The organism is Jiella pacifica (genome assembly GCF_010500815.1).
Lineage (GTDB): Bacteria > Pseudomonadota > Alphaproteobacteria > Rhizobiales > Rhizobiaceae > Jiella > Jiella pacifica.
Window position 1 is genome coordinate 192,196 of sequence record NZ_JAAAMG010000004.1, and the last position, 26,027, is coordinate 218,222.

26 protein-coding genes are annotated in these 26,027 nt (G+C 66.3%); 20 read left to right on the forward strand and 6 right to left on the reverse strand.

The genetic code is table 11. The annotated features are described in order from the left end of the window. The first annotated feature begins 114 nt into the window (after positions 1-114). The gene (locus GTK09_RS07175) at positions 115-540 is read left to right on the forward strand and encodes a DUF1489 family protein (protein ID WP_163462411.1); all 426 of its coding nucleotides are present in this window, start codon (positions 115-117) and stop codon (positions 538-540) included. 77 nt (positions 541-617) lie between these two features. Here the strand turns inward: GTK09_RS07175 and GTK09_RS07180 are convergent, their stop codons facing one another. Then, a complete protein-coding gene (locus tag GTK09_RS07180; protein WP_163462286.1) occupies positions 618-893 on the reverse strand; it encodes a hypothetical protein in 276 nt (91 codons plus the stop codon). 328 nt (positions 894-1,221) lie between these two features. Continuing rightward, positions 1,222-2,733, reverse strand: a complete 1,512-nt coding sequence (locus tag GTK09_RS07185; RefSeq protein WP_312869693.1) for an SPOR domain-containing protein — start codon at positions 2,731-2,733, stop codon at positions 1,222-1,224. 362 nt (positions 2,734-3,095) lie between these two features. On the opposite strand from GTK09_RS07185, the gene GTK09_RS07190 reads away from it, so the two are divergent. The 5 genes from GTK09_RS07190 (at position 3,096) to GTK09_RS07210 (ending at position 7,935) form a co-directional block, all read left to right on the forward strand. Further along, complete coding sequence (locus tag GTK09_RS07190) at positions 3,096-3,557, forward strand: phasin family protein (protein WP_246217756.1); 462 nt, start codon at positions 3,096-3,098, stop codon at positions 3,555-3,557. Positions 3,558-3,799: 242 nt separating this feature from the next. Next, entirely contained in the window at positions 3,800-4,162 is a 363-nt protein-coding gene (clpS, locus tag GTK09_RS07195; RefSeq protein WP_246217757.1) for an ATP-dependent Clp protease adapter ClpS, read from the forward strand. Between the two features lie 8 nt (positions 4,163-4,170). Further along, entirely contained in the window at positions 4,171-6,666 is a 2,496-nt protein-coding gene (gene clpA / locus GTK09_RS07200; protein ID WP_163462288.1) for an ATP-dependent Clp protease ATP-binding subunit ClpA, read from the forward strand. Positions 6,667-6,829: 163 nt separating this feature from the next. Beyond that, the gene (locus tag GTK09_RS07205) at positions 6,830-7,573 is read left to right on the forward strand and encodes an AzlC family ABC transporter permease (RefSeq protein WP_376767959.1); all 744 of its coding nucleotides are present in this window, start codon (positions 6,830-6,832) and stop codon (positions 7,571-7,573) included. Next, positions 7,573-7,935 carry an AzlD domain-containing protein gene (locus GTK09_RS07210; protein ID WP_163462289.1) on the forward strand — a complete coding sequence of 121 codons (363 nt, stop codon included), beginning with the start codon at positions 7,573-7,575 and terminating at the stop codon, positions 7,933-7,935. The genes GTK09_RS07205 and GTK09_RS07210 overlap by 1 nt, the downstream gene beginning before the upstream one ends. Here GTK09_RS07210 and GTK09_RS07215 read toward each other — a convergent pair whose 3' ends face one another. From GTK09_RS07215 to GTK09_RS07230, 4 genes are all read right to left on the reverse strand, one after another. Continuing rightward, complete coding sequence (locus GTK09_RS07215) at positions 7,936-8,376, reverse strand: HIT family protein (protein ID WP_163462290.1); 441 nt, start codon at positions 8,374-8,376, stop codon at positions 7,936-7,938. Between the two features lie 88 nt (positions 8,377-8,464). After that, positions 8,465-9,682: a GNAT family N-acetyltransferase gene (locus GTK09_RS07220; protein WP_163462291.1), complete on the reverse strand. Its 1,218-nt coding sequence runs from the start codon at positions 9,680-9,682 to the stop codon at positions 8,465-8,467. Between the two features lie 39 nt (positions 9,683-9,721). Then, complete coding sequence (locus tag GTK09_RS07225; RefSeq protein ID WP_312869694.1) at positions 9,722-10,459, reverse strand: glycerophosphodiester phosphodiesterase family protein; 738 nt, start codon at positions 10,457-10,459, stop codon at positions 9,722-9,724. Between the two features lies 1 nt (position 10,460). Then, the gene (locus tag GTK09_RS07230; RefSeq protein ID WP_163462294.1) at positions 10,461-10,928 is read right to left on the reverse strand and encodes a RidA family protein; all 468 of its coding nucleotides are present in this window, start codon (positions 10,926-10,928) and stop codon (positions 10,461-10,463) included. A gap of 135 nt (positions 10,929-11,063) precedes the next feature. Here GTK09_RS07230 and GTK09_RS07235 point away from each other — a divergent pair, with 135 nt between their 5' ends. The 14 genes from GTK09_RS07235 to lpxB all read left to right on the forward strand — a co-directional run bounded on the left by GTK09_RS07235 (position 11,064) and on the right by lpxB (position 25,960). Continuing rightward, positions 11,064-12,158 (forward strand): EipB family protein, encoded by a 1,095-nt coding sequence (locus GTK09_RS07235; RefSeq protein WP_163462296.1) that lies wholly within the window; start codon positions 11,064-11,066, stop codon positions 12,156-12,158. A gap of 313 nt (positions 12,159-12,471) precedes the next feature. After that, positions 12,472-13,302, forward strand: coding sequence for a 30S ribosomal protein S2 (gene rpsB, locus GTK09_RS07240; RefSeq protein WP_246217758.1), 831 nt, complete (start codon positions 12,472-12,474; stop codon positions 13,300-13,302). A 139-nt stretch (positions 13,303-13,441) separates the two neighbouring features. Beyond that, complete coding sequence (gene tsf, locus GTK09_RS07245; RefSeq protein WP_163462298.1) at positions 13,442-14,368, forward strand: translation elongation factor Ts; 927 nt, start codon at positions 13,442-13,444, stop codon at positions 14,366-14,368. Positions 14,369-14,632: 264 nt separating this feature from the next. Further along, complete coding sequence (gene pyrH, locus GTK09_RS07250; RefSeq protein WP_163462300.1) at positions 14,633-15,352, forward strand: UMP kinase; 720 nt, start codon at positions 14,633-14,635, stop codon at positions 15,350-15,352. A gap of 45 nt (positions 15,353-15,397) precedes the next feature. Then, positions 15,398-15,955 carry a ribosome recycling factor gene (gene frr, locus GTK09_RS07255; protein ID WP_163462302.1) on the forward strand — a complete coding sequence of 186 codons (558 nt, stop codon included), beginning with the start codon at positions 15,398-15,400 and terminating at the stop codon, positions 15,953-15,955. Positions 15,956-16,011: 56 nt separating this feature from the next. Next, positions 16,012-16,731: an isoprenyl transferase gene (locus tag GTK09_RS07260; RefSeq protein WP_163462304.1), complete on the forward strand. Its 720-nt coding sequence runs from the start codon at positions 16,012-16,014 to the stop codon at positions 16,729-16,731. Positions 16,732-16,735: 4 nt separating this feature from the next. Next, positions 16,736-17,587 carry a phosphatidate cytidylyltransferase gene (locus GTK09_RS07265; RefSeq protein WP_163462306.1) on the forward strand — a complete coding sequence of 284 codons (852 nt, stop codon included), beginning with the start codon at positions 16,736-16,738 and terminating at the stop codon, positions 17,585-17,587. A 124-nt stretch (positions 17,588-17,711) separates the two neighbouring features. Further along, positions 17,712-18,851, forward strand: a complete 1,140-nt coding sequence (gene rseP / locus GTK09_RS07270; protein ID WP_163462308.1) for an RIP metalloprotease RseP — start codon at positions 17,712-17,714, stop codon at positions 18,849-18,851. A gap of 199 nt (positions 18,852-19,050) precedes the next feature. Next, positions 19,051-21,507: an outer membrane protein assembly factor BamA gene (bamA, locus tag GTK09_RS07275; protein WP_163462310.1), complete on the forward strand. Its 2,457-nt coding sequence runs from the start codon at positions 19,051-19,053 to the stop codon at positions 21,505-21,507. Positions 21,508-21,559: 52 nt separating this feature from the next. Beyond that, positions 21,560-22,621 (forward strand): UDP-3-O-(3-hydroxymyristoyl)glucosamine N-acyltransferase, encoded by a 1,062-nt coding sequence (gene lpxD / locus GTK09_RS07280; RefSeq protein WP_163462312.1) that lies wholly within the window; start codon positions 21,560-21,562, stop codon positions 22,619-22,621. After that, positions 22,614-23,081: a 3-hydroxyacyl-ACP dehydratase FabZ gene (gene fabZ / locus GTK09_RS07285; RefSeq protein WP_163462313.1), complete on the forward strand. Its 468-nt coding sequence runs from the start codon at positions 22,614-22,616 to the stop codon at positions 23,079-23,081. The genes lpxD and fabZ overlap by 8 nt, the downstream gene beginning before the upstream one ends. A gap of 2 nt (positions 23,082-23,083) precedes the next feature. Then, positions 23,084-23,890 (forward strand): acyl-ACP--UDP-N-acetylglucosamine O-acyltransferase, encoded by an 807-nt coding sequence (gene lpxA / locus GTK09_RS07290; RefSeq protein WP_163462314.1) that lies wholly within the window; start codon positions 23,084-23,086, stop codon positions 23,888-23,890. A 4-nt stretch (positions 23,891-23,894) separates the two neighbouring features. Then, on the forward strand, positions 23,895-24,806 hold the full coding sequence (locus GTK09_RS07295; RefSeq protein WP_163462315.1) for an LpxI family protein: 912 nt from the start codon (positions 23,895-23,897) through the stop codon (positions 24,804-24,806). Further along, positions 24,803-25,960 (forward strand): lipid-A-disaccharide synthase, encoded by a 1,158-nt coding sequence (gene lpxB, locus GTK09_RS07300; RefSeq protein WP_163462316.1) that lies wholly within the window; start codon positions 24,803-24,805, stop codon positions 25,958-25,960. The genes GTK09_RS07295 and lpxB overlap by 4 nt, the downstream gene beginning before the upstream one ends. The last annotated feature ends 67 nt before the right edge of the window (positions 25,961-26,027 follow it).

Here is a 26,027-nt window from a genome sequence, read left to right on the forward strand (position 1 = left end):
CGCCGTGTCGATTCCCGTGCTCGGCCGTCGGCGGTTCGGCCGATGCTGGGGATGACGGCGGCCCTGCGACGAAGGGCGCTTGGAATGGCGAGCGTGATTGGCCACATTGGGCCGATGGCTCTCCACCTTCTCAAGCTCTGCGTCGGCGCCACCAGCGCCGAAGATCTCGCCGCCCATATCGACCATCGCCTCGCGATCAGCGGGTCGCCGGCCTATTGGCACGTCACCCGGATGGTGCCGAAGCGGGGCGAGGAACTCGCCGCCGGCGGTTCGCTCTACTGGATCATCCGCGGCAGCGTCCAGGCGCGGCAGTCGATCCTCGGGATCGAGCCTTTCACCGACGAGGAGGGGATTGGCCGCTGCAAGATCCTGCTCGACCGAACCCTCGTCCTCACCCGCCACCAGCCGAAGCGGCCGTTCCAGGGCTGGCGCTACCTCAAGGCCGAGGACGCGCCGGCCGATCTTCGCGAGTTCGGCGAGGCGGGAGACGGGTTGCCGCCTGAACTTGCCACAGCCCTGCAGGAACTCGGCGTCATCTGACGGTCATGAGGGCGGACGCTTCAGCGTCCCTGCCGTTCTGCGTCATGCCCGGTCTTTCGGACGAGAGGCCGGCCGTCTCAGCGAAAACGCATGCGGACGGCGGTCGAGCCGCTCGGCGAGACCGAGCGGATCCGCGTGTGGCTGACCGGCTGCGAGGCGCGCCAGGCTCTGGCCCCGTAGGACAGGAGCAGACCGACGAGCTCCTTGGCCTTCATCCGCGAACGGCCGTCGCGGGCCTCGCCGAGACGCAGAGCCGCCTGCTGGAGGGGATGGACGCCAACCGGAACCGCTTCCGGCCGGGAGCCGGGCAGCGTCGGTACGGTCAGGTTTCGGCCGTGATTCTCCATCGACATGACTTCCCCTCGGAACGCTTCACACAGGGCGGCGGATCGTACTTGCCGGGCCGCCGCCGGAACCATCGGGCAGAATAGCCTGCCCTTTGCGCATCGCCGCCGCGGCCCACCCCCGTGGGTCCGGTCGGTCTCCGCGCGCTTTTCCGTCACTGCGGCGTCATGCCGTCGAACGGGTCGGCGAGGTGCCGTCACCGGCAGATCGTCTTCCCCCGGGCGCGGGCCGCCCCCGATCGGGGCGCAAGCCGGCCCGGTGGCGGGGCGTCATGCCCCGCCGATGCCATTCTCGCTCGATGCGCCGCCGTGAGCCGGCGCCGCGCCTGTGGCCGTGTCAGTTCGCCACGGCGTAGCAGTTGAAGGAATTGCTCTTCAGCGCCGCGCAGGCCTTCCACGCCTGATCCTTGCTGTCGAAGCCGGCAAAGCGTGCGCGATAGAGCGTGCCGCCGCCGGTGTCGACGCTTTCGGTGAAGGGCTCGGCGGCGGCAAGCTGCGAGCCGGCGGCGCTCTTGGCCTTCTTCAGCATCGCCATCGCCTGCGACGCCGATTCCGTCGCCGCGATCTGGACGACCCATGGCGACGGCTTGGTCGGCTGCACCACCATGGCCGGGACGTTCTGGGCGACGGAGCCCGTCGCCTGGACGTCGACGTCGCCGCGCATCAAGGCCGCGGCCTTGCGCCCGTCCTGGGCAGCCGGTCGGGCGAGCGGCAGGATCGCCGCGGCGGCGCTGGAGGCGGTGGGACGCTCATCGACCAGGGCGGCGCGGATCGCGTCGCGGCCCATCAACGGACGCGCCGTCGGCATCGGCATGCGCGCGGCGACCTGTTCGCCCGCGTCGCTGCCATAGGCCATGGCGATCCGGTCGTTGATCGAGATGCCGCCCTGTGTCGGGCGGAAGTCCGGGATCGGGCCCTTCTTCGGCAGATCGGGTTCGATCGCGGCGACCACGACGTCGGCGTTAGGCTTGGCGGCGATTAGCGGTCCGCCGTCGCGGCGGCTGGCCTTCGGCATGGTGCGTTTCAAGAGATCGACCATGTGGTCGTCCCGAGAGCGGCCAGACGTTCCGCCGAAGACGGCGGCGACGACGTTCTTGCCATCGGTCTTCACCGAGGTGACGAGGTTGAAGCCCGACGCGTTGATGTAGCCGGTCTTGATGCCATCGACGCCGTCGTACCGGTTGAGGACGCGGTTGTGGTTGCCGATCCGGGCGCCACGGAAATTGAACGAGCGGGTGGAGAAGTAGCCGTAATATTCGGGGAAGTGCTCGCGCAGCGCAATTCCCAGCGTCGCCATGTCGCGCGCCGTGCTGTGCTGGGCGGGATTTGGCAGACCGTTGGCATTGCGGAATTCAGTGCGCGACATGCCGAGGCGATGCGCCTTGGCGGTCATGCGCTTGGCGAAGTCGGTCTCGGAACCGGCGAGGAATTCCGCCAGGACGACGGCGGCGTCGTTCGCGGACCGCGTCACCAGCGAATAGATGGCCTCTTCGACGGTGATCGTCGAGCCGGGGCGCAGCCCGAGCTTCGACGGCGGGCGGGCGGAGGCGTAGGCCGACACCGGCATCTTGTCGTTCTTCGAGATCTTGCCGCTCTTCAGCGCCTCGAAGGTCAGGTAGAGCGTCATCATCTTGGTCAGCGACGCCGGGTAGCGATATTCGTCGGCACGGTCCTGATACAGGACCTTGCCGTTGTTGGCGTCGATGACGAAGCCGGCATATTTCGGATTTGCGGCGTCAGCCGCCCGCGTTCCTCCTGACAGGCAGATCCCGGCGCCGAGAAGGGCGACGGCGATCGTCCGGGTGAAGGTTCTGGCGGCACGTCTGAATTGCGACAGGTCGATTGGCACGCACAAACTCATCGATCGTGTTGCTGGCACGGTGAGGTTTCGCTCCGGCGCGGGTCGACATGCGCGGTACGAACCTTCCAAGGGGCCGTTCTGATGTCCGTCAGGCTAAGCCGCGTCGCTTACCAATCGGTTTATATCATTCGGATTGTGTTCACCTTGCTCAGCTTTTTCCGTGGATCGCGTCATTCCACAATTTCGTGAGGAGAGTGTGGTCGCAGGTGCCCGTGCATCGTAGCGCAGCCGGTTGAAACTCATTGTGCAGTGCAATATATTCCTGGTCAGACACAAGAGCGGGGCGTCGCCCCGGCGTCGACCGTGGCGCCTACGACCCCCGCCATGACCGTATGAGAAGGAAAATCGACATGACCATGACGATGACCACTTATGAAGACGCCGGCAAGCTGACCAAGGAAGCGATGGACAATATGCTGCGATCGTTCGCCGCCATGACCAAGGGCTTCCAGCAGATCTCCGCCGAGACGGCCGACTTCACCAAGCGGGCCTACGAGCACCAGACCGCGACGGTGGAAAGGCTCTTCCAGGCGAAGACCCTCGACAAGACGATCGAGGTCCAGACCGAGTTCGCCAAGACGGCCTATGAGGCCTGGGTCGCGCAGATGACCAAGATGAGCGACATCTACGCCGGCATCGCCAAGGAGACCTACAAGCCGTTCGAGCAGACGGCGAAGTCGGCCTCCGCCGTCGCAACGCAGGCCGCCAGGGACACGACGTCGCAGGCGGATCAGGCTGCCGGGGAGACGGTGGATGCGGCGAAACATGCCGTCGACGCCGCCGAGCAGCAGGCCCACGAGACCGCTCATTGAAGCCGTGATCGCGAGGCGGCCACTTGGCCGGAAACGGTTCGCTGACGTTTTCCAGCGACGAAATTGATCGAGGGGCCCGGTTCCAGCCGGGCCTTTTTGCGTTAGGTTCAAGCTGGCGTCTGCGGGCGGCGATGGTTGCAACATTGCGCTGCAACGGAAGCGGCGCCTCGGCTTCTTAAAATCTCATGACACATGCATACATACGAGCCATGGCGATGCTGGCTGAAGGGACACGACGAGGGATGGACCAGAACCTGAGCGGCAGGCCGATCAGGCTTCAGGGTAAAGACGACAAGGGCGGGGGCGCCGACCGCGGCACCTCCGTCATCACGCGGACGGAACCGAAAACCAAGCGACCGAGCCTTTACAGAGTTCTGCTTCTGAACGACGATTACACTCCTATGGAGTTTGTCATTCACGTTCTCGAACGTTTTTTTCAGAAGGACCACGAGGCCGCGACGAGGATCATGCTGCACGTCCACAACCATGGCGTCGGCGAGTGCGGAATCTTCACCTTCGAAGTGGCGGAGACGAAGGTCACCCAGGTCATGGATTTTGCCCGCCAGCACCAGCATCCGCTGCAATGCGTGATGGAAAAGAATTGAGGTGACGCTTGCCGACATTTTCACAAAGCCTTGAGAAGGCACTTCATCAGGCGCTCACTCTGGCCAACGAACGCCATCAGGAATTCGCGACGCTGGAGCACCTGCTCCTGGCTCTTCTCGAAGACAAGGACGCTTCGGCCGTGATGCGCGGCTGCAGCGTCGACATCGACCTGCTTCGCAAGAACCTGGTTACCTACATCGACACCGAACTCGCCAATCTCGTTACCGGACACGAGGAAGATTCCAAGCCGACGGCCGGCTTCCACCGGGTGATCCAGCGGGCGGTGATCCATGTCCAGAGTTCCGGTCGCGAAGAGGTGACCGGCGCCAACGTGCTCGTGGCGATCTTCGCTGAGCGCGAGAGCCATGCCGCCTATTTCCTGCAGGAGCAGGAAATGACCCGCTACGACGCAGTGAATTTCATCTCCCACGGCATTTCCAAGCGTCCCGGCGGCTCCGAGAGCCGGCCGTTGCGCGGTGCCGAAGACGAGGCATCGACCATCGGCCAGGACGAGGACGGCAAGCGCAAGGCGGGGCCCGACGCGCTCACCGCCTATTGTGTCAATCTGAACGAAAAGGCCCGCAATGGCCGGATCGATCCACTCATCGGCCGCGCCGAGGAGATCAACCGGACGATCCAGGTGCTCTGCCGGCGCTCCAAGAACAACCCGCTCTATGTCGGTGATCCCGGCGTCGGCAAGACGGCGATCGCCGAGGGTCTCGCCAAGCGCGTCGTCGAGGGCGACGTGCCGGACGTGCTCGCCGACGCGACGATCTTCTCCCTCGACATGGGCACGCTGCTCGCCGGCACGCGCTATCGCGGCGACTTCGAGGAGCGGCTGAAGCAGGTCGTCAAGGAACTCGAAGAGTATCCGGGCGCCGTCCTGTTCATCGACGAGATCCACACGGTGATCGGCGCCGGCGCCACCTCGGGCGGGGCGATGGACGCCTCGAACCTCCTGAAGCCGGCGCTCTCCTCCGGGGCGATCCGCTGCATCGGCTCGACCACCTACAAGGAGTATCGCCAGTTCTTCGAGAAGGACCGGGCCCTCGTCCGGCGCTTTCAGAAGATCGACGTCAAGGAGCCGACGGTCGAGGATGCCGTGTCGATCCTCAAGGGCCTGAAGCCCTATTTCGAGGACTTCCACCGGGTGAAGTTCACCAACGACGCGATCAAGTCCGCCGTCGAACTCTCGGCTCGCTACATCACCGACCGCAAGCTGCCGGACAAGGCGATCGACGTGATCGACGAGACTGGCGCCTCGCAGATGCTTCTGCCCGAGAACAAGCGCAAGAAGCAGATCGGCGTGAAGGAGATCGAGGCGACGATCGCGACGATGGCGCGCATTCCCGCAAAGTCGGTCTCCAAGGACGACGAGGAGGTGCTCGCCCATCTCGACGCGCAGCTGAAGCGCGTGGTCTACGGCCAGGACGAGGCGATCGCCAATCTGGCTTCGGCGATCAAGCTCGCCCGGGCCGGCCTGCGCGAGCCGGACAAGCCGATCGGCTCCTACCTGTTCTCCGGCCCGACCGGCGTCGGCAAGACCGAGGTGGCGCGTCAGCTGGCGTCGTCCCTCGGGGTGGAACTCCTGCGCTTCGACATGTCGGAATACATGGAGCGGCACACCGTCTCGCGGCTCATCGGCGCGCCTCCGGGCTATGTCGGCTTCGACCAGGGTGGTCTCCTGACCGACGGCGTCGACCAGCATCCGCACTGCGTGCTGTTGCTCGACGAGATCGAGAAGGCGCATCCGGACCTGTTCAACATCTTGCTTCAGGTCATGGATCATGGCCGCCTGACGGACCACAACGGCAAGCAGATCAATTTCAGGAACGTCATCCTGATCATGACGACCAATGCCGGTGCTTCCGAAATGGCCAAGGCCAACATCGGCTTCGGGCATTCGCGGCGCACCGGTGCCGACGAGGAGGCGATCAACCGCCTGTTCACGCCGGAGTTCCGCAACCGCCTCGACGCGATCATCCCGTTCGGCGCCCTGCCGACGCCGGTGATCCATCAGGTGGTGGAGAAGTTCGTCATGCAGCTCGAGGCGCAGCTGTCGGAGCGCGGCGTCACCTTCGAGCTCGCGCCGGAGGCCGTCGCCTGGCTTGCCGAGAGGGGCTACGACGAGAACATGGGCGCCCGCCCGCTCGCCCGCGTGATCCAGGAGCACATCAAGAAGCCGCTGGCCGACGAGGTGCTGTTCGGCAAGTTGAAGCGCGGCGGGACGGTGAAGGTCACCGTCGTCGACGACGGCGCCGGCGGCCGCAAGATCGCGCTCGAGGCGATCGCCGACGAGCTGCCGCCGCAAAAGGCGAGCAAGTCCGCCAGGAAGCGCACGCCGGTTGCCGCCGACGGGTCGGAGATTGATGACGATTCGATCGACGACGAGATCGACGAGGAGAGCGACGACGACGTGTCGCCGCCCGCCGAGGAGGACGCATCCACCCCGGCGAAGAGCCGCGCGAGTTCCGTTCCGAAGGTCCCGCGCCGCTCCAGCTGACGGGTGCGAGCGAGGTCGGCTGCCCAGGCAGGCGAACCTCGCGCGAGCGTTGCGGCGATTTGACGGCTCCTGCCGTCGGTCCTAATGACGAAAGAGGCCCGGTCGGCGTTGCGCTGGCCGGGCCTCTTCATTTCGGCCCAGCTTGCGGAGCCGCCTCGGGCTCATGACCATGCATCTTTCCGACAGACCCGAGCGCTCCGACCTCGGCTGGATCCTCCTCGGCATGAAGGGGATCCTCAGCCCGCCGGCGCTGATCCTGACGACGGCCTTCTTCGGCTTTGCCGGGCTTTGCCGCGAGGCCGGCATCTCCTGGCAGGAGGCGGCCTTCATGACCGCCGCCGTCTGGGCGCTGCCGGCCAAGATCATTCTCCTCGGCGCCATCACCGCCGGCACCTCGCTGCCCGCGGCCGCCTTCGCCGTCGCGCTTTCCTCGCTGCGGATGATGCCGATGGTGGTGGCGCTGATGCCGGAACTGCGCGGGCCGAAGACGAGGGTGCCGACGCTGCTGTTCCTGTCGCATTTCGTCGCCATCACCGCCTGGGTCTTCGCCATGGAGCGCATGGAGGACGTGCCGCGCGACAAGCGGACGCTTTACTTCGGCGGCTTCGCCGTCACGCTGACGGCGCTGAACACGGTGCTGGTCGCCATCGTCTTCAATCTGATGGGCCAGCTTCCGGCCTTGGCGACGGGGGCGCTGGCCTTCCTGACGCCGGTCTATTTCTTCAACTCGCTCTACGGCTCGGCGCGGGACGTCACCGGCCGGCTGGCTCTGTTCTGCGGCATGGCGGCGCTGCCGCCGGCCCACTGGCTCTCGCCCGGCTACGAACTTTTGGTGGCTGGCATCGGCGGCGGCCTCGTCGCCTATCTCGGCGGTCGTATTCTGAAAGTGCGGCGGGGCGGCGGCTGATGTCCGACTGGGCCTATTCCGACGTCGTGCCCTGGTGGCCTTACGTCTTCATCCTCCTCGGCGGCTGGCTGCCGACCGACGTCTGGCGCTACATCGGCGTCGTCTCGGCCAGCCGCATCGACGAGACGGGCGAGGCCGCGACGATCGCGCGGACCATCGCGACGTCGCTGGTGGCCGCCGTGATTGCGCAGCTGGTGTTCTATCCCTCCGGCGCACTCGCCGACATTCCGACCTGGGTGCGCGTAGTCGCGCTCTGCATCGGCTTTGCCGCCTATCAGCTGTCGCGCAGGAAGATCCTGGCGGGCATCTTCGCGGCCGAAATCGTCATCGGCATCTGGGCGCTGGCACCTGGCCTGGGGTGATCAGCCCTTCGCCAGCGCCGCCCGGATCGCCTCGGCGTGCTCCTTGATGGTCTCCATCGGCACGTCGCCGAAGGCGTGGCGCTTCAGCTCGACGCCCGCATACACCGGGATCACGTGGAAATGCAGGTGGAACACCGTCTGCCCGGCCGGCTCCTCGTTGAACTGCGCGATCCGCACGCCGTCCGCCGAAAACGCCGCCTTCGCCGCTCGCGCGAGCCTTGCCACCAGCGGCATCACCGCCTGCAGCGTCTCGTCCGAAGCGTCGAGGATGTTGCGCGAGGGCGCCTTGGGAATGATCAGGAAATGCCCCTTCGACTGCGGCATCACGTCCATGATCGCGATGGCGGTCTCGTCCTCGAAGAGCTTTTCGCTGGGGATCTCGCCCTTGAGAATCTTGGCGAATACGTTGTCGTCTTCGTAGGCGGGGGTCGTAGCGGGCATGGGCGGGGCTCTCGAAGCTATGATTCGTCGCGCCGGATGGTAGGCGGCCATAAGGGCAAGTCCATGGGAAAAGCCCATGAGACGTTTCCTACCCCCGCCTGAACGGCGTGTGCTCGCCCAGCACCTCGACGACCCGCTCCACCTCGTCGCGCTCGGCTTCCAGATAGTCGCGGATGGCGCGGCGAAGGCCGGGATGGGCGATGTAATGGGCCGAATGGGTCGTCACCGGCTCGTAGCCCCGGGCGATCTTGTGCTGCCCTTGCGCCCCGGCCTCGACGACGGCGAGCTTGTTCTCGATCGCGAAATCGATCGCCTGGTGATAGCAGAGCTCGAAATGCAGGAAGGGGTGGTCCTCGATGCAGCCCCAGTTGCGGCCGTAGAGGGCATCGGCGCCGATGAAGTTCAGCGCCCCGGCGATGTAGCGGCCCTCGCGCCTTGCCATGACGAGGAGGATGCGGTCGGCCATCCGCTCGCCGATCAGCGAGAAGAAGCGGCGGTTCAGATAGGGCCGGCCCCATTTGCGGCTGCCGGTATCCATGTAGAAGGCGAAGAAGGCGTCCCAGGCGGCTTCGGTCAGGTCTCGGCCGGTCAGCCATTCGACGGTGATGTCGTTCGCCAGCGCCTCGCGCCGCTCCTTCTTCAGCGCCTTGCGCTTGCGGGAGGCCAAGGTCTCGAGAAACTGGTCGTAGCCTTCATAGCCGCGATTGAAGAAATGGAACTGCTGGTCGATGCGGTGCAGCCAGTCGGCATCCGACAGGGCCGCGACGTCGGCATCGCTGAGAAACGTCGCATGGACCGACGAGATGCCGGTCTGGGCGAGATAGGCCCGCGCGCCGGCGGCGAGCGCCGCGCGGTTCGCCCCGGCTTCCGGGCCGTTGCCGACCAGCAGCCGCGGCCCCGTCACCGGCGTGAACGGCACCGACATCTGGAGCTTGGGATAATAGTCGCCGCCGGCTCGCTCGAAGGCGTCGGCCCAGCCGTGGTCGAAGACGTATTCGCCCTGGCTGTGGGATTTCAGATAGGCCGGCGCCACGCCAATCACCTCTCCGGCATCTCCTTCGAGAACGAGATGCTGGGGCAGCCAGCCCGCGCGCTCGCCGACGCAGCCGGCGTCTTCGAGCGACTTCAGGAAGGCGTGCGAGAGAAACGGATTGGCGGGAGCGGGTTTGCCCTCGCCGCCGGGCCCGTCAGTGCCAAGCGGACGGGTTTCGGCCAGCCGATCCCAAAGGGCCGGGTCGACCGCCGAGATCGTGTCGGCGACCCTGATGGTGACCGCCCGCTCGGGGGCTTCGCGCTGCTGCGTCATGGGCTGAGAAGTAGACCTTCGCGGCCGCAGCGCAAGGGATCATTGCTGCGGCGCGAAGTCCTCGAAGGTGATCTGGTCGGCGTGCCGGCGACTGACGGCGTATTCGTGCTCGTTGCGCACCGTCCAGGAGATGACGGGCGCCCGGCATTCCTCCCGCACCCAGCCGACGAAGCCGTTTGGAAGGTCGTGGACGTCGTAGGAGGTGAAATCGCAGCCGCGCTCGAAGATGGCGCGGTGGGTGGCGAGGACGCTTGCCCGCTTGCCGTCCGCCGTGAGGCCGATGGGCCGCCCGTCCGGCCGGTCGGCGAGCATCTGGTCGATCAACCATTCCTCGAAGGACATCAGCGCGAGGGGGCCGTGATAGGCGTCGACCAGCGGCTTCACCCGGCTGAAATAGTCCCGATCGCGGGCCTTGTCGTTGCCCTTCAGTTCGATCACCACCGGAACCTGGCCGGCGACGACGGCGAGAAACCGTTGCAGCGTCGGAATGGTCGCGGTCGAGCGGCCGAGGGTGAGGCCGGCGAGGTCGCCGTCCGACTGCGTGGCGATCGCGGCGTGGCGTCCGGTCATCCGGTTCAGCGTCGCGTCGTGGAAGACGTGCGGGGTGCCGTCGGCGGACATCTGGACGTCGCACTCGATGGCATAGCCCGCCGCGATCGCGGCGAGCGCGGCGGGAACGGAATTTTCCGGGATGGCACGGTTGCCGTCATGCAGGCCGCGATGGGCGATGGGCCGTTCCACCAGCCAGCGGAACGGCCCGTCATAATTCGTCGTCACGTCAGAGCGTCTCGAACGTGGCTTCGACCTCGACGGCGGCATTCATCGGCAGGGCCGGCACGCCGACCGCGGAGCGGGCGTGGCGGCCCTTCTCGCCGAGGATCTCGACCAGAAAGTCCGAGGCGCCGTTGGCCACCTTGTGCTGCTCGGTGAAGGCCGGATCGCTGGACACGAAGACCGTGAGCTTCAACAGGCGGCCGATCTTCGATAGATCGCCGCCGAGCGCCGATTTGGCCTGGGCAAGGACGTTGATGGCGCAGAGCCGCGCCGCCTTCTGGCCCGTTTCGACGTCGACTTCGCTGCCGAGCTTTCCCGTCACGGCGAGGGCGCCGTTCTCCATCGGCAGCTGGCCGGACGTCTGGAGGACTTTGCCGTAGGTGACGGTCGGAACGTAGTTGGCGGCGGGTGCGGCGGCCTCGGGCAGGGTGACGCCGGCGGCCTGGAGGCGGCTTTCGATCGTATCGGCCATGATGTTGTCTTCCTTTTCTGACGCGGATAGGACGAAGCGTCGCGTCGCCCGACGGGTCGGGCTGTCGCGGCGATCGGCAAGTTGCGCTGCAGCGTTCGGTAGCCGATCCTCACAGCGAGTGAAAGATTGAACTTGATGACGGGACGCGGCTTGCCATCGCATTTTCTCGCCGGGGCGCTGGCGGCGGCGATCGGTCTGGCTCTGCCGGGCGGTGCGGCTGAAGCCGCCGAGCCCGTCGCGCTCACCCCCCACCGGGCGTCCTACGAGGTCGCTCTCGACCACGCGAGCGAGGACCTCCTCAGCGTCGATGGTCGCATCGCCGTGGCGCTGAGCGAGCCCAGCGACTGCACCGGCTACGCGATCGACTACCGCTTCGTGGCGCGCTTCCTGAAGGATCAGGAAATCGTCGTCACCGACCAGCAGATCCGGCTGAAGGAAAGCCGCGACGGCAAGAGCTTCGCCTTCGATGCGCAGAGCTTCGTCGATTCCCTTCCGGAGATGACGACGAAGGGGACCGCCACCAGCACGGACGAGGCCACCGTCGTGACCTACAAGGAGCCGGTGCCCCGCGAGGTCGGGCTGGCGACCTCGACCTTCCCCGTCCATCACACCCGGCACGTCGTCGAAGCCGCGAAGGCGGGGGTGCCGATCTTCGAATCCCATGTGTTCCAGGGCGATGCCGACGCCGAGAAGAACATGACGAGCACCGTCGTCGTCACCCCGCTTGGCGCAGAGGCGCTCGCCGGGGAGATCGCCGGCTATGGCGCGGTGGCGGGGCGAAAGACCGATGCCGACGGGAGCGGCGGGGTCGAAAACGAGCGCGCTGGCGACGGGGCCGGCGATGCCGCGGCCGGGGAGGAGCCGGACGGGGCGGCCCCGGACGACGAGGCGGCGGAGGCGGGGAACGGCCCGGCTGCCACTGACGATGCGCCGCAAGCGGCCGAGACGCCCGCCGAGCCGGAGGCCGCAGGCAGCAATTCCACCGCCGCCGACCCGGCCACGATCGCTGAGCGGCTGGATGGGCTGAAGGCCTGGAAGATCAGCGAATCCTTCTACAATTCCGACAGCGACGAGGACGGCCTGCCGGTTTTCCAGACGAGCTACACGCTGTTCGAGAATGGCGTCACCGGCAACCAGATCCTGAAATATGACGGCTATACGCTGAAAGCGCGGCTTTCGAGCCTCGAACTCGAAACGGCGCCCGTCTGCTCCGGCCCGGCCGGCGAGTGATGCCTGGTCTGCATCGGGTCGGCCCCGGCCGTCTCGGCGACCGGGTGGGCGGGCGAGAGATTCCGGGGCGTCTTGTCGGCCCGTTGAAAGCCAGGCGCTTCATTTCCATCTCCTGAACGCGGCGTCCTGAAGCATCTTTCCATCCGGCCTGATTTGCCAAAGCCGGCGGTTTGCTGTATGGCGCCCCCCATTCCACACACGGAAACCGGGTTGGAACGGCTGGAACGAAAGTTCCCGTCCGCTCCCGCCCACCGGTGGCGACATCTGTCGCTTCTTTCCGTGGAGGCATAACCGGTCAAAGGAAGACACTCACATGGCTCTGCCAGATTATTCGATGCGCCAGCTCCTCGAGGCGGGCGTCCACTTCGGCCACCAGACCCATCGCTGGAACCCGAAGATGTCGCCCTATATCTTCGGCGCGCGCAACAACATCCACATTCTCGATCTCGCCCAGACGGTGCCGCTCCTGCACCGGGCGCTGCTCGCGGTTTCCGACACCGTCGCCCGCGGCGGTCGCGTGCTGTTCGTCGGCACCAAGCGCCAGGCCTCCGATCTTGTTGCCGACGCCGCCCAGCGCTCGGCCCAGTACTACGTCAACTCCCGCTGGCTCGGCGGCATGCTGACCAACTGGAAGACGATTTCGGCGTCGATCCAGCGGCTGCGCAAGCTCGACGAGATGCTCGCCGGCAGCGAGGCCCAGGCCTTCACCAAGAAGGAGCGCCTGACGCTGACCCGCGAGCGCGACAAGCTCGACCGGGCCCTCGGCGGTATCCGCGACATGGGCGGCGTGCCGGACATGATCTTCGTCATCGACACCAACAAGGAGTCGATCGCGATCGAGGAAGCCAAGCGCCTGCACATCCCGATCGTCGCGGTGGTCGATTCGAACTGCGATCCGCTGCCGATCGACTATCCGATCCCGGGCAACGACGACGCCGCCAGGGCCATCGCGCTCTATTGCGATCTGATCGCCCGCGCAGCCGTCGACGGCATCGCCCGCCAGCAGGGCGACATGGGCGTCGACATCGGCGAGATGGAAGAGGCGCCGATCGAGGAGCTGCCGGAAGAGGCGGTCGTCGGCGGGGCTTCGGCGAGTGAAGCGGCCGAACTCGCAGACAACGCCACGGGTCAGGCCGCAGGCTGATCCTCGGAGAGAGGCGATCGAGGCGGTCGAAGCATCGTCGCCTCGTTCTTCTCCGAGCGCGTAATCACTGCGTCACAATTCCAGCGCACCCAGCTTTTTCAAAGCCGGGGCGCCAAATCATTTCCGAGGAAGGCTGAAGATGGCAATTTCCGCTTCGATGGTGAAAGACCTGCGCGAGAAGACCGGCGCGGGGATGATGGACTGCAAGACCGCTCTCTCCGAGACCAATGGCGACATTGAAGCCGCGATCGACTGGCTGCGCAAGAAGGGCATCTCGAAGGCCGACAAGAAGTCCGGGCGCACGGCCGCCGAGGGCCTGATCGGCGTCGCAGCCGAGGGGACGAAGGCCGTCGTCGTCGAGGTCAATTCGGAGACCGACTTCGTCGCCCGCAACGAGGCGTTCCAGACGCTCGTCCGCAACATCGCGACCGTCGCGCTCTCGACCGACGGCAGCGTCGAGGCGGTTGCCGCCGCGACCTATCCGGGCGCCGAAAAGACCGTCCTCGATTCGGTCCGCGATGCCGTGGCCACCATCGGCGAGAACATGAGCCTGCGCCGGTCGGCGATGCTGTCGGTCTCGGACGGGGTGGTCGCGACCTACATCCACAATCAGGTCGCCGACGGTCTCGGCAAGCTGGGCGTGCTCGTCGCGATGGAATCGACCGGAGACAAGGAGAAGCTCGCCGCCTTCGGCCGGCAGGTCGCGATGCACGTCGCGGCGACCAACCCGCTGGCGCTTTCGGCCGAGGAGATCGATCCGGTCGTCGTCGAGCGCGAGAAGGCGATCTTCTCCGACCAGGCCCGCCAGTCCGGCAAGCCCGAGAACATCATCGAGAAGATGGTCGAGGGCCGGCTGCGCAAGTTCTATGAGGAAGTCGTGCTCCTCAAGCAGAACTTCGTCATCAATCCGGACCTCACCGTCGAGAAGGCGCTCGCCGAAGTGGAGAAGGACGTTGGTGCGCCGGTCAAGGTCGCGGCGTTCGTGCGCTTTGCCCTCGGCGAGGGCATCGAGCGTGAGACCAGCGACTTCGCTGCGGAAGTCGCAGCGGCCGCCGGCAAGAAATAGGCTCTGCCCCGGCGCGCAACGCCGGGTCGGCCGATCTTCGCCGCCGCGAGCTACGGACTTTGCGTCGTGCGGAACGACTCGGGCGGGCGCTCGCTTCACAAGCGGGCGCCCGTATTGTATCGGCAGGCAGAAGTGCGGCGGCGAAGCGCCTCTGCCACAACGGCCCTTCGGGCATGGCGCGCAGGCGCGCCGACCGAGGGGCAGAGGACAGGGACGTTCCGACGCTTGGCGATGCGGGGCGTCCGGCCAGGAACGGGATACTCGATGACCTCAGAAATCCGCTATCACCGCGTCTTGCTGAAGGTCTCGGGTGAAGCGCTCATGGGCGAACAGGGCTTCGGCATCGACGTCGCCGTGGTCGACCGGATCGCCTCGGACATCGCCGAGGCGCGGGCGCTCGGCGTCGACATCTCCGTGGTGATCGGCGGCGGCAACATCTTCCGCGGCGTCGCCGTCGCCTCCAAGGGCGGCGACCGCGTGACCGGCGACCACATGGGCATGCTCGGCACGGTCATCAACGCGCTCGCCTTGCGCACCTCGCTCACCAAGATGGGCGTCGACGCCATCGTTTTGTCGGCCATCGCCATGCCGGAGATCTGCGAGAACTTCACCCAGCGCGCCGCGCTCGCCCATCAGTCGGCCGGCCGCGTCGTGATCTTCGCGGGCGGCACCGGCAATCCGTTCTTCACCACCGATTCGGCCGGCGCCCTGCGCGCCGCCGAAATGGGCGCCGCGGCGCTGTTCAAGGGCACGCAGGTCGACGGCATCTATTCCGCCGATCCGAAGAAGGTGCCGGACGCCGAGCGCTACGAGCGGTTGACCCATTCGCAGGTCATCGATCGCGGGCTCCAGGTCATGGACATCGCCGCCGTTGCGCTCACCCGCGAAAACCACATTCCGATCGTCGTCTTCTCGATCCACGAGAAGGGTGAATTTGCCAGAATTCTCGCGGGCTCCGGCCGCGCGACGATCGTGTCGGACTGAAGGCTCTCCGCCCGACCCGCCAGCATCTCACGAGAGGAAACGACCATGGCCGAACTGGATCTCAACGAACTGAAGCGCCGCATGGAAGGCGCGATCACCAGCCTGAAGAGCGATCTGGCGGCCCTCAGGACCGGTCGCGCCTCCGCCAATCTCCTCGACCCGATCACCGTCGAGGCCTACGGAACGCAGATGCCGCTCAACCAGGTCGCGAACGTTTCCGTGCCCGAGCCGCGCATGGTCGCGGTGTCGGTCTGGGACAAGCAGATGGTGGGCAAGGTCGAGCGGGCGATTCGCGAATCCCATCTCGGCCTCAATCCGATCACCGACGGTACCACCCTGCGCATTCCGCTGCCCGAGCTCAACGAGGAGCGGCGCAAGGAACTCGTCAAGGTCGCCCATCAATATGCCGAAGCCGCCCGGGTTGCCGCGCGCCACGTGCGCCGCGACGGCATGGACAGCCTGAAGAAGAGCGAAAAGGCCGGCGACATCGGCCAGGACGACAGCCGGCAGCAGTCGGAAAGGGTCCAGAAGATGACCGACGATACCATTGCCGAAATCGACAATTTGCTTTCCGGCAAGGAAGCCGAAATCATGCAGGTATAAGATCGTCCGATCGCCGGCGCGTCGCGCCGGCAGACGAATCGCAGGAGAGGGCGAGGATGGTGCGGCATCCCCGACATGTGGCCATCATCATGGATGGCAACGGGCGCTGGGCACGGGCACGTGGCCTGCCGCGCAGCATGGGCCACCGCCGCGGGGTGGAGGCCGTGCGTTCGGCCGTCCGCGCCGCCGGTGAACTCGGCATCGACTATCTTACGCTGTTCGCCTTCTCCTCGGAGAACTGGCGCCGCCCGAAGGACGAGGTCGACGAACTGTTGGGGCTGCTCAAGCACTTCATTCGCCGGGACCTCGCCGATCTCCACAAGGAGAACGTCAGGGTCCGGGTGATCGGGGCACGCGATGACCTGACGCCGGACATCCGGGGGCTCCTGGAGGAGGCGGAAAACCTCACCAAGGACAACGACCGCCAGACCCTGGTGATCGCCTTCAACTACGGCGCCCGCGACGAGGTCGCCCGGGCGGTCCGGCGGATCGCCGAGAAATTCGCCGCCGGCGAAGTCACCCTCGAGGCGCTCACGGCCGACTATCTCGGCGAACACATGGACACGGCCGGCATTCCCGATCCCGATCTCATCATCCGCACCAGCGGCGAGTTGAGGCTGTCGAATTTCCTGTTGTGGCAGGCCGCCTACTCCGAATTCGTCTTCCTGCCCTGCCTGTGGCCCGATTTCGACCGTCAGGCCTTCGAAGGCGCCCTTGCCGAATATGCCAGCCGCGACCGCCGCTTCGGAGGTTTGTCGCGGGAAATCGCTTCCTGATCGGATGGGGCTCGGCGTCAGACGGTTCTTCACCGAGGGAAGCTGGAGCGATCTCAGATCGCGGCTGATCTCCGCTCTGGTGCTCGGCATCCTCGTCTGCCTGCTCGTCTTTGCCGGCGGCTGGGGGTTTCGCCTGCTCTGCTGCGCCACCGGCTTCATCGTCTTCGACGAGTGGTCGCGGATCACACGGGCCGGGCGGCTGCGGCCGCATTTCACCTTCGGCCGGCGCGTCTTCTATTTCTCGCTCGTCGCCTTCGCCTTCGGTTTCGAGCTCGCCGCCATCGTGATCTTCCTGGCGGGCACCGGATTCCTCGCCTTTATCGATCGCCACGAGCGCAAGGCAGACTGGCTCGTCGGCGGGCTCTTTTATGCTGCTGCGGCGACGTTTCCAGCGGGTCTGCTGCGCGGCGACGACCTGCCCGGCCTCTTGACGATCGGCTTTCTGGTGACCGTCGTCTGGTCCACCGACATCTTCGCCTACTTCGCCGGCCGCTCGATCGGCGGGCCGAAGCTGATGCCGCGGGTCTCGCCGAAGAAGACCCTGTCGGGCGCTCTCGGGGGGCTCGCCGCGGCGATCGTTTTCGGCGCGCTCTTCGCCTATGCTGCAACCGGGAAGGTGCTGGCGCTGGTGATCGTGCTGGCAGCGGTTCTTTCGATTGCCGGGCAGGCCGGCGATCTCTACGAATCGTGGATCAAGCGGCGGTTCGGGGTGAAGGATTCGGGCCGCCTCATCCCTGGTCACGGCGGGCTGATGGATCGCATCGACGCTTTGGTCGTCGCGACCACGGTCGCCTGGCTGGTCGGCATGGCGATCGCCGGCTTCGAGCGTCCCGCCGCGGGGCTTTTCCCGGTATGACGGCTGAATTCGGCCGGTGTAGACGGGACACGCCGCTGCGTGCCGTGTTTGCGCAAATTCGGTCGCTGCTATAGAACGAGGCAGCCGCTCGGCGGACTGGCCTGAGCGAGAAGGAGAACGATCGATGGAGATCGGGGCGATTACCTCCGGCCTGTGGAGCCATGGGCTGATCTATGTGGTGCCGTTTCTCTTCGTCCTGACGATCATCGTCTTCTTCCACGAACTCGGCCACTTCATGATCGGCAGGATGTGCGGGATCAAGGCGCTGACCTTCTCGGTCGGTTTCGGCCCGGAACTCATCGGTTTCACCGACCGGCAGGGGACGCGGTGGAAGCTCGCCGCGATCCCGCTCGGCGGCTACGTCAAGTTCCTCGGCGACGAGAATGCGGCCTCGGTCCCGGACCAGGATGCGGTCGACAGGATGAGCGAGGCGGAACGGCGCCAGGCCTTTCCTTCGGCGAGCGTCGCGAGGCGCGCCGCCACGGTCGCCGCCGGGCCGATCGCCAACTTCATCCTGGCGATCGTCATCTTTGCCGGCGTCGTCTTCGCCAACGGCCGGGTGGTCGGCGACCCGGTCGTCTCGGGGGTCGAGCCGAATTCGCCGGCCGCGGCCGCGGGCTTTCAACCCGGCGATCGGGTGATTTCCGCCGACGGCGAGGCGATCGACTATTTTTCCGATCTGCAGCGCCACGTCGCGGCCGTCGGCCCGAACCCGATCGCCTTCCAGGTGGAGCGCGACGGCCGGCCCGTCGAACTCACGGTCACGCCGCGGATGGAAACCCGCGAGGACGAGTTCGGCAACTCCTTCACCATGCCGATCGTCGGGTTGCGGGCCGAAAACGTCAACGGCAGCTTCAGGGTCGAAAACCTCGGGCCGGTTGAGTCCCTACAATACGGCGTGTCGCAGACCTGGTTCGTGGCGGCGCAGACCGTGGGCTTCATCGGCGAGGTCGTCACCGGCCGCCAGAGCGCCGACCAGATCGGCGGGCCGATCCGCATCGCCCAGGTGTCGAGCCAGGTCTCGACGATCGGCATCGCCGCGCTGCTCAATCTTGCCGCGCTGCTGTCGATCTCGATCGGCATCCTGAATCTCCTGCCGATTCCGATGCTCGACGGCGGGCATCTCCTGTTCTACGCCTTCGAGGCGGTGCGGGGCCGGCCGCTGAGCGAGCGGGTCCAGGAGTTCGGATTCAAAATCGGTCTCGCTCTCGTTACGATGCTCATGATATTTGCATTCTGGAACGACATTTCCGGCCAGGTCTGAGGGGGCCCGGACAACGGGGAATGGGGGAACAATTGATTAACCATGTCGGCATGGTTCGTGACCGCCTTGCAACGGCGTTTCCGATTCCTCAATCCGGAAGGGCGAGTCTGCTTGAACGGAATATCAAAGCCGGTACAAGGCGGACTCTGAAAATGCACGTCCTGCTGAACGGCAAGAAGACGACAAGGTGGTTGGAAACATGAAGGCTCGAACGAAAACCTTGCGCGCGGTGACCGCGATAGCGCTGTCTTCGACCCTCCTCGCCGCCACCACGCTGACTGCCCAACTTGCAGCGACGAGCGTCGCCGAGGCGGCGACCGTCAATCGGATCGCGGTCAGCGGCAACAGCCGGGTCGACGCCGAGACGGTTCGCGGCTTCATCGAGATCAAGCCGGGCCAGAACGTCACCGAAGCCGATCAGGACGCCGCCGTCCGACGGCTCTACTCGACGGGGCTGTTCTCGAACGTGCGTATCAGCCAGTCGGGCGGGACGCTGAACATCTCGGTGGAAGAGAACCAGATCGTCAATCAGGTGCTGTTCCAGGGTAATTCCAAGATCAAGGACCAGCAGCTGAACGCGGCGGTGCAGACGACGCCGCGCGGTCCTTACTCCCAGGCCACCGTCGACGCCGACGTCGAGGCCATCAAGAACGCCTACGTCACCATCGGCCGCAGCGATGCGGTGGTGACCGCGCAGACCCAGCCGATCGGCCAGGGCCGCGTCAACGTCATCTTCAACGTCCAGGAAGGCGACCGCACCAAGATCGCCTCGATCAGCTTCGTCGGCAACAACGCCTTCTCCGATGCCCGGCTGAAGCAGGTGATCACGCTGCGCGAGAGCGGCATCCTCAGCTTCATCCAGCGCGACGACGTCTATGATCCGGACCGTCTGCAGGCGGACGAGGAGACGGTGCGCCGCTTCTACTACAATCACGGCTATGCCGACTTCCGCATCCTGTCGGCGGTCGCCGAACTCGATCCGGACCAGAATTCCTACTACATCACCTTCACCGTGGACGAAGGCGAGCGCTACGCCTTCGGCAACGTGAAGATCGACTCGACCATCGAGGGCGTCGATACGCAGGCGCTTTACGGTGAGCTGGACACCCAGCCGGGCGACGTCTACAGCGCCAAGGAAGTCGAGAACTCGCTGGTCAACCTGACCAACGCGCTGGCCAACAAGGGTTTCGCCTTCGCCCAGGTGACGCCGCGCGGCGACCGCGACTTCACCAACCACACCATCGCGATCGACTACGTCATCGACCAGGGCCCGCGTGTCTATGTCGAGCGCATCGAGATCCGCGGCAACACCAAGACACGCGACTACGTCATTCGCCGCGAGTTCGACCTGTCGGAGGGCGATGCATTCAACCAGGTGCTGGTCCAGCGTGCCAAGCAGCGGCTCGAGGACCTGAAATATTTCAACACGGTGAAGATCTCGACGGCGCCGGGCTCTGAGCCGGACCGCGTCATCGTTCTCGTCGACGTCTCGGAAAAGGCGACCGGCGAGATCTCGGTCGGCGGTGGCTATACGACCAGCGGCGACTCCTCCGGCCCCGTCGCCGAAGTCGGCATCCAGGAGCGCAACTTCCTCGGTCGCGGCCAGTTCATCAAGGTCTCTGCCGGCATCGGTACCAACAGCCGCAGCTACAACCTCTCCTTCACCGAGCCATATTTCCTTGGTCAGCGCCTCGCCGCCGGCTTCGACATCTACCATTCGGAGACGTCGAACGACGATTACGACGTGACGCGCACCGGCGGCGACGTTCGCCTGTCAGCCCCGATCACCGACCATCTGACGGCAACGGTGGCGTACAACTATAAGCAGGAGAGCTACGGCGACAATACCGGCCAGACGGTGCTAAACCCGGACTATGACCCGGTAAACAACCCCAACGTACCGGAGACGATCGACAGCAGCTGCGGCAATCCGAATCCGCTCGGCAATCTCGTCGACGACGGAGGCGACCCTCTCACCGCGCCGTCCTTCACCGACTCGCCGATCATCAACGAGGCGATCTGCGCCGGCGACTATCGCACCTCCTCGGTGTCCTACCAGCTCAGCTACAATACGCTCGACAACAACCAGGACCCGCGCAACGGCTTCATCGCCTCGGTCGGGCAGGAATTCGCCGGCCTCGGTGGCGACGCGAAATACATCAAGACCACCGGCAAGGCGTCCTATTTCAACCTCCTCAGCGAGGAATGGGACGTCGTCGGACAGCTCTCCGGCGGCGCCGGCAACGTCACGGCCCTCGGCGACGACCTGCGCGTCTTCGACAACTTCTTCAAGGGCCAGGACATCGTCCGTGGCTTCGACACGCGCGGTATCGGCCCGCGGCAGTACGACGTCGCCATCGGCGGCGAGAACTACGGCAACGTTTCGGCCGAGGCGACCTTCCCGATCCCGGGCATCAATCGCGATCTCGGCTTCCGCGGCGCGATCTTCGCCGATGCCGGTTCGCTCTGGGGCTCCGAGTTCGATGGCCAGCCGGGGGTCAAAGGCACCGACTTCGCGATCCGCGCCTCTGCCGGCGTCGGCCTGATATGGGCCTCGCCCTTCGGTCCGCTGCGGGTCAACTACGCCCATCCGCTGGCCAAGGAAGACTTCGACGACACCCAGGAGTTCTCCTTCGGCTTCTCGTCGCGCTTCTGACGTCCAGGAAAGGAGCGCGGGAGGTCATCTCTCCCGCGCCGGCTTGTCCATCATGCCCGACACGTCGTTCTTCTCTCGAGGCGCGGGTTTGACCGTCGGCGAGATCGCCGCGTTGACGGGCGTCGAACTCGGCGCCCGTACCGATCCGGGCATCCGCCTCACCGGGATCGGCGCGCTCGATCGTGCTGGACGAGACGACCTCTCCTTCTTCGACAATCCGCGCTATGCGACGCAGCTGGCTGAGACGCGGGCAGGCTGCGTCATCGTTGGGAGCAAGCACCTGGCGCTGGTTCCCGAGGGCCTGCCGCATCTCGTCGCGGCTAACGTCTCGGTGGCATTCGCCGCCGTCGGGCGTGAGCTCTATCCGGCGGCCCGGGCCCCGGCGGCGGTTCTCCCGTCGGTAGGCATCTCGCCGCGGGCGGAGGTCGATCCGACCGCCGAGATCGAGGAAGGCGTCACCATCGAGGCCTTCGCCGTGGTGGGGCCGGGGGTGAGGATCGGCCGCGGGACGATCGTTTCGCCCGGGGCGGTGGTCGCCAGCGGCTGCGCGATCGGCCGCGATTGCCGGATCGGCGCGCAGGTCGTCCTGTCGAACGCGCTTCTCGGCAATCGTGTGATCCTGCATCCCGGCGTCAAGATCGGCCAGGACGGCTTCGGCTACGTGCCGGGCCGCACGGGTCTCGACAAGGTGGTCCAGATTGGCCGCGTCATCATCCAGGACGACGTCGAGGTCGGCGCCAATGCGACCATCGACCGCGGGGCGATCCGCGACACGGCGATCGGCGAGGGGACGAAGATCGACAATCAGGCCCAGATCGGGCACAACGTCGCCGTCGGTCGCCATTCGGTGATCGTCGCGCAGGTCGGGATCTCCGGCTCGACTTCGGTCGGAGACGGCGTGATGATCGGCGGCCAGGTCGGCGTTACCGGCCATGTATCGATCGGCGACGGCGCGCAGATCGCCGCGCTGTCCGGCGTGGCCACGGACGTTCCGAAGGGCGCGCGCTGGGGCGGCATACCCGCCAGGCCGGTGCGCGAATGGCTTCGGGAGGTGCGATTCTTGACCGAATTAGCCAAGAAGGGGCGTTCGCCGAGGAATGAACGGGATGATTGACGACAGAACGACGCTGGAGAGCGCCGACATCAACAGGATCATGGAGCTTCTGCCCCATCGCTATCCGTTCCTGATGATCGATCGGATCGTCGACATCGACGGCGACAGAAGCGCTGTCGGCATCAAGAACGTCACCGCCAACGAGCCGCATTTCCTAGGGCATTTTCCCTCCGCCCCGGTGATGCCGGGCGTCCTGATCATCGAGGGCATGGCGCAGACCGCCGGGGCGATCTGCGCGCTTTCGCGCGGCGGTGGCGCCCCGTCCCTCGTCTATTTCATGACCATCGACAGTGCCAAGTTCCGCAAGCCGGTGATCCCGGGTGACCGGCTCGAATATCACGTCGTTCAGGCCAAGCGGCGGGCGAACATCTGGAAGTTCGACTGCATCGCCAAGGTCGACGACCAGAAGGTGGCCGAAGCGACGGTGAGCGCCATGCTCGTCCCGCGCGACGCCGAATGACGATGAGCGAAACGACGATCCATTCCTCGGCGGTGATCGAGGCCGGCGCCGAGATCGGCGAGGGCTGCGAGATCGGGCCGTTCTGCCACATCGGGCCGCAGGTCCGCCTCGGCGCGGGCAGCCGCCTGCGTTCGCACGTCGTCATCTGGGGCAACACGGTAGTCGGCCCAGGCGCGCAGATCTGGCCCTTTGCCTCCCTCGGCCACGCGCCGCAGCACCTGAAATACCGGGGCGAGGATACCCGCCTCGTGATCGGCGAAAACTGCCTGATCCGCGAGCATGTGACGATGAACGCCGGCACCGTGCAGGGCCGGTCCGAAACGACGGTCGGCGACAACTGCTCCTTCTTCACGGCCGCCCATGTCGCCCATGACTGCGTCGTCGAGCGCAACGTCACATTGATCAACAACGTCATGCTCGCCGGCCACTGCAGCGTCGGCGAATATGCCACCGTCGCCGGCGGCTCCGGTATCCACCAGTTCACCCGGATCGGCCACCACGCCTATGTCGGCGGCCTCGCCGCCGTCGAGGGCGACGTCATTCCCTTCGGCATGGTGCTCGGCAACCGGGCCTATCTCTCCGGCCTCAACGTCATCGGCATGAAGCGCGCCGGCTTCGATCGCCATGCGATCCGCAACGTGCGCAAAGCCTATCGCATGCTGTTCTCCGACGATCTGACCTTCAAGGAGAACATGGACGAGGTGCAGAGCGAATTTCCGGAGGATCCGCTGGTCCAGGATCTCATGGGCTTCATCCGCGCCGGCGGCGACCGCGCGCTCTGCTTCCCGCGGCACTCGCAGCTTTCCTGAACGGATGGAACCGCGCTTTCCCGGCGAACCGCTCGGCCTCATCGCCGGAGGCGGCCGGCTGCCGCGGATCGTCGCCGAGGCGGCGCGGGCGCGCGGCTTCACGCCGATCGTCGTGCGGATTGCCGATGCGATCGACGACGACTGGGACGGTTTTGCCGGAGCCTACTATTCCTGGGGCCGCGTGGGAGATGCCGTTCGCTTCATGAAGGCGAGCGGCGTTTCCCGCGTCGTCGCCTGCGGCACGGTGAGCAAGCGGCCGGACTTCCGTTCGATCGTTCCGAGTTTCCGCACTCTCGTCATGCTGCCCACAGCCTTTCGCGTCGTGCGCGGCGGTGACGACCGGCTGTTGCGCAACGTCGCGACATTCCTGAAGGCTGAAGGGCTGGAGCCGTTGGCCGTCCAGGACGTCGCACCGAGACTTCTGGCGCCGCAGGGGCCGATCGCCGGGCGCCAGCCGGACGCAGCCGAGGAGCGGGCCCTTTCCCTGGCGCTGAGGGTTGCGCAAACCCTCGGCAGCCTCGATGTCGGACAGGCCGTCGTCGCCTCGCAGGAACGGGTGATCGCGCTGGAGGCGGCCGAGGGCACCCGCGACATGCTCCACCGGGTGGCGGACCTGAAGACGCGCGGCCGGATCGGCCGGGGCGAGCGGCTGGTGCTGGTCAAGGCGGTCAAACCCCAGCAGGACGAGCGCTTCGATCTGCCGAGCATCGGCGTCTCGACGATCCGCGAGGCCGAGAGCGCCGGCATCGGTGCGATCGGCGTCACCGCCGGAAAGAGCCTGATCATCGATTACGAGGCGCTGGTGAGAGCGGCCGACGAGGCGAGTGTCGCCGTGGTGGGGCTTGCCGCCGGCGATGGTGGCCAAGCGTCGAAGGCGCGGCAACACGGCGCAGTGGCGGGAGAGGGAGCCCCATGAAGATTGCCTTCGTCGTCGGCGAGCCGTCCGGAGACGCGATCGGCGCCGATCTGATCCGGGCGCTGAAGGCGCGGCTGCCCGGCGATCTCGAACTCGTCGGCCTCGCCGGCGAGGCGATGCAGGCCGAGGGGCTGGAATCCCTCTTCGACATCGACGAACTGTCGATCATGGGGATATCGGCGATCATCGCGCGGCTGCCGCAACTCCTCCGCCGCGTCGGCCAGACGGCGGACGCGATCGTCGCGGCGGAGCCCGACGCGCTGATCGTCATCGACAGCCCGACCTTTTCCCACCGCGTCGCCAAACGGGTCCGCGCGCGGTCGCCGCAGGTGCCGATCGTCAACTACATCCCGCCGACGGTCTGGGCTTGGCGCGAGGGCCGGGCGGCGAAGATGCGGCCCTATGTCGACCACGCCATCTGCGCGCTGCCCTTCGAGCCGGCGGTGATGGAGCGGCTCGGCGGCCCGCCCTCGACCTATGTCGGCCATCCGCTGATGAAGGAGCCGGGGCTCGCGGCGATCATGGCGGACGGGCGGCCGCTCGGCGAGAAGACGGTGAAATCGCCGCCGCGCCTCGTCATCCTGCCCGGCTCGCGGCGCGGCGAGATCGACCGGCTCGCCGGCGACTTCGGTGCGACCCTCGGGCGACTTGCGGAATTGGTGCCGGGCGTCACCGCGGTGCTGCCGACGCTGGCGTGGCATCGCGAGCGCATCGAGGCCGAGGTGGCGAAATGGCCGGTGAGGCCGGAGATCGTCACCGGCAACGCGGCGAAGTGGCAGGCCTTCGCCAAAGCCGATGCGGCGCTGGCGGCCTCCGGCACCGTTTCGCTGGAACTGGCGCTTGCTGGCGTTCCGATGGCACTCGCCTACAAGCTCGATCCGGTCGCCTATCAGATCCGCCACCTGATTTCCGCCTGGACGGCGGCGATGCCGAACTTCGTCGTCGGCCATCCGCTGGTGCCGGAACATTTCCACGAATTCGTCCGGCCGGAGATGCTGGCGCGGCGTCTGGCGCGGCTGATGACCGACACGCCGGAGCGCCGGGCGCAGCTCGAAGGCTTCGACGAGATCCGCAGGCTGATGGCGGTCGACCGTGCGCCCGGCGAGGCGGCGGCGGAGATCGTGCTGGGGCTGGAGGCGAAGGGGAGGGGGTAGGGCTTGCGGAAGCGTGTCATCGAAAGGCGCCCTCTCTCCCCTTGTGGGAGAGAAAGCGATTTCATCA